This window comes from Ketobacter sp. MCCC 1A13808 (assembly GCF_009746715.1).
GTDB lineage: Bacteria > Pseudomonadota > Gammaproteobacteria > Pseudomonadales > Ketobacteraceae > Ketobacter.
Window position 1 is genome coordinate 1 of record NZ_VRKW01000042.1, and the last position, 3599, is coordinate 3599.

At 50.6% G+C, this 3599-nt stretch carries 1 tRNA gene and 2 rRNA genes; all 3 read right to left on the bottom strand.

From position 1 onward, the window contains the following. Window positions 1-7: 7 nt before the first annotated feature. The 3 genes from rrf to FT643_RS22765 all read right to left on the bottom strand — a co-directional run bounded on the left by rrf (window position 8) and on the right by FT643_RS22765 (window position 3582). Window positions 8-122: ribosomal RNA gene (rrf, locus tag FT643_RS22755) — 5S ribosomal RNA — on the bottom strand. Window positions 123-283: 161 nt separating this feature from the next. Continuing rightward, window positions 284-3166 (bottom strand): 23S ribosomal RNA (locus FT643_RS22760). Between the two features lie 340 nt (window positions 3167-3506). Further along, window positions 3507-3582 (bottom strand) — tRNA-Ala (locus FT643_RS22765). Window positions 3583-3599: the final 17 nt, after the last annotated feature.

Consider the following 3599-nt stretch of genomic DNA (forward strand, 5'->3'; position numbering starts at 1 on the left):
ATTAGAAGCCTGACGATGACCTACTCTCACATGGCGAATGCCACACTACCATCGGCGATGCTGCGTTTCACTTCTGAGTTCGGCAAGGGATCAGGTGGTTCCACAGCTCTATTGTCGTCAGGCAAAGGGGTATGATAACCCGATTGCATAAAGCATCGTTTTATCAAATTCGTTAATGAGATAGATCAAGTCGTAAAGCTTGGTATGAGCTTTTCGCTTTCAGCGGCTACGCTATTTCGTTGCTTGCCTATCACTCTAAGCTCAGAACTTCACTTAGGGTTATATGGTCAAGCCGCACGGACAATTAGTACTGGTTAGCTTAACGCCTCACAACGCTTCCACACCCAGCCTATCAACCTCGTAGTCTTCGAGGGTCCTTTAGGAGGATCAAGTCCTCAGGGAAATCTAATCTTGAAGGGGGCTTCCCGCTTAGATGCTTTCAGCGGTTATCCCGTCCGAACATAGCTACCGGGCAATGCCACTGGCGTGACAACCCGAACACCAGAGGTTCGTCCATTCCGGTCCTCTCGTACTAGGAACAGCTCTCCTCAAATTTCCAACGCCCACGGCAGATAGGGACCGAACTGTCTCACGACGTTCTAAACCCAGCTCGCGTACCACTTTAAATGGCGAACAGCCATACCCTTGGGACCGGCTTCAGCCCCAGGATGTGATGAGCCGACATCGAGGTGCCAAACACCGCCGTCGATATGAACTCTTGGGCGGTATCAGCCTGTTATCCCCGGAGTACCTTTTATCCGTTGAGCGATGGCCCTTCCATACAGAACCACCGGATCACTATGACCTGCTTTCGCACCTGCTCGACTTGTAGGTCTCACAGTCAAGCGCCCTTTTGCCATTATACTCATTGCGCGATGTCCGACCGCGCTGAGGGCACCTTCGCACTCCTCCGTTACTCTTTGGGAGGAGACCGCCCCAGTCAAACTACCCACCACACACTGTCCTCAATCCAGATAATGGATCTAAGTTAGAACCCCAACATTACCAGGCTGGTATTTCAAGGTTGACTCCACAATGACTAGCGTCACTGCTTCAAAGTCTCCCAGCTATCCTACACAAGTAAGGTCAGAGTCCAGTGTGAAGCTATAGTAAAGGTTCACGGGGTCTTTCCGTCTAGCCGCGGGTACACTGCATCTTCACAGCGATTTCAATTTCACTGAGTCTCGGGTGGAGACAGCGTCCCCATCATTACGCCATTCGTGCAGGTCGGAACTTACCCGACAAGGAATTTCGCTACCTTAGGACCGTTATAGTTACGGCCGCCGTTTACCGGGGCTTCGATCAAGAGCTTCTCCGAAGATAACCCCATCAATTAACCTTCCGGCACCGGGCAGGCGTCACACCCTATACGTCCACTTTCGTGTTTGCAGAGTGCTGTGTTTTTAATAAACAGTTGCAGGGACCTAGTATCTGCGACTGCCAATAGCTTACGGAGCAAGTCCTTCACCATCAGCAGCGTGCCTTCTCCCGAAGTTACGGCACCATTTTGCCTAGTTCCTTCACCCGAGTTCTCTCAAGCGCCTTGGTATTCTCTACCCGACCACCTGTGTCGGTTTGGGGTACGATTGATCATAACCTGAAGCTTAGAAGGTATTTCCTGGAAGCTTGGCATCGGTGACTTCCCGCCACAAAGGGCAGTGGTCTCGTATCTCAGCCTTAAGAACCCGGATTTGCCTAAGTTCTCAGCCTACATACTTTCCCCGGGACAACCAACGCCCGGTACACGTAGCCTTCTCCGTCTCTCCATCGCAGTTATGCTCAGTACGGGAATATTAACCCGTTTCCCATCGACTACGCCTCTCGGCCTCGCCTTAGGGGTCGACTCACCCTGCCCCGATTAGCGTTGGACAGGAACCCTTGGTCTTTCGGCGGGGGAGTTTTTCACTCCCCTTATCGTTACTCATGTCAGCATTCGCACTTCTGATACCTCCAGCAAACCTTTCGATTCACCTTCAACGGCTTACAGAACGCTCCTCTACCGCGCATATAAATATGCACCCGCAGCTTCGGTGACTAGTTTAGCCCCGTTACATCTTCCGCGCAGGCCGACTCGACTAGTGAGCTATTACGCTTTCTTTAAAGGGTGGCTGCTTCTAAGCCAACCTCCTAGCTGTCTATGCCTTCCCACATCGTTTCCCACTTAACTAGTACTTGGGGACCTTAGCTGGCGGTCTGGGTTGTTTCCCTTTTCACGACGAACGTTAGCACCCGCCGTGTGTCTCCCGGATATTACTCTACGGTATTCGGAGTTTGCATGGGGTTGGTAAGTCGGGATGACCCCCTAGCCCAAACAGTGCTCTACCCCCGTAGGTATTCGTCCGAGGCGCTACCTAAATAGCTTTCGAGGAGAACCAGCTATCTCCCGGCTTGATTAGCCTTTCACTCCGACCCACAAGTCATCCGAATCTTTTTCAACAGATCCCGGTTCGGTCCTCCAGTGTCTGTTACGACACCTTCAACCTGCCCATGGGTAGATCGCCGGGTTTCGGGTCTACACACAGCAACTAGACGCCCTATTAAGACTCGGTTTCCCTACGGCTCCCCTAAACGGTTAACCTTGCTACTGAATGTAAGTCGCTGACCCATTATACAAAAGGTACGCAGTCACCCCGAAGGGCTCCCACTGCTTGTACGCATACGGTTTCAGGTTCTATTTCACTCCCCTCTCCGGGGTTCTTTTCGCCTTTCCCTCACGGTACTGGTTCACTATCGGTCAGTTAGGAGTATTTAGCCTTGGAGGATGGTCCCCCCATGTTCAATCAGGATATCACGTGTCCCGACCTACTCGTTTTCACCTATACAGTACTTTCGTGTACGGGGCTATCACCCACTATGGCTGCACTTTCCAGAGCATTCCACTAACACTGTATAGACTTAAGGGCTAATCCGCGTTCGCTCGCCGCTACTGACGGAATCTCGGTTGATTTCTATTCCTATGGGTACTTAGATGTTTCAGTTCCCCACGTTCGCCTCGTACACCTATGTATTCAGTGCACGATATCCTGCAAGCAGGATGGGTTTCCCCATTCGGAAATCTCCGGATCAAAGGTTGTTTGCTACCTCCCCGAAGCTTATCGCAAGCTACAACGTCCTTCATCGCCTCTAACTGCCAAGGCATCCACCGTATGCGCTTAGTCACTTGACCATATAACCCTAAATAAAGTCTCCTTTACCTAAAATCATATAACCGCAACTAATATCGTAACGTCCTCATCCTAAGATGAGTTGCTAATCGCTACTTTGTTCATACCAAGTTTCATTACACTTGACGACTCAATGTAAAAATATCGCTATTTCTACAGTCTACCTCATTAACTTTTTAAAGAACTTCGCCTGCATTCGTCATACAAGCTTTTCTCTCTGGTCAAAAAAACCAGAAGCAAAGGGCGTTTCGCTTTACCCCGATTGAATCAATCTTGCCAATTCAACGCCATTTGCTTCTGGCTTCTCGTTTTCTTAACCTGCGCTCAACTCAACCCGGTTATTGGTGGAGCTAAGCGGGATCGAACCGCTGACCTCCTGCGTGCAAGGCAGGCGCTCTCCCAGCTGAGCTATAGCCCCTTTTACCGATCTTTTTG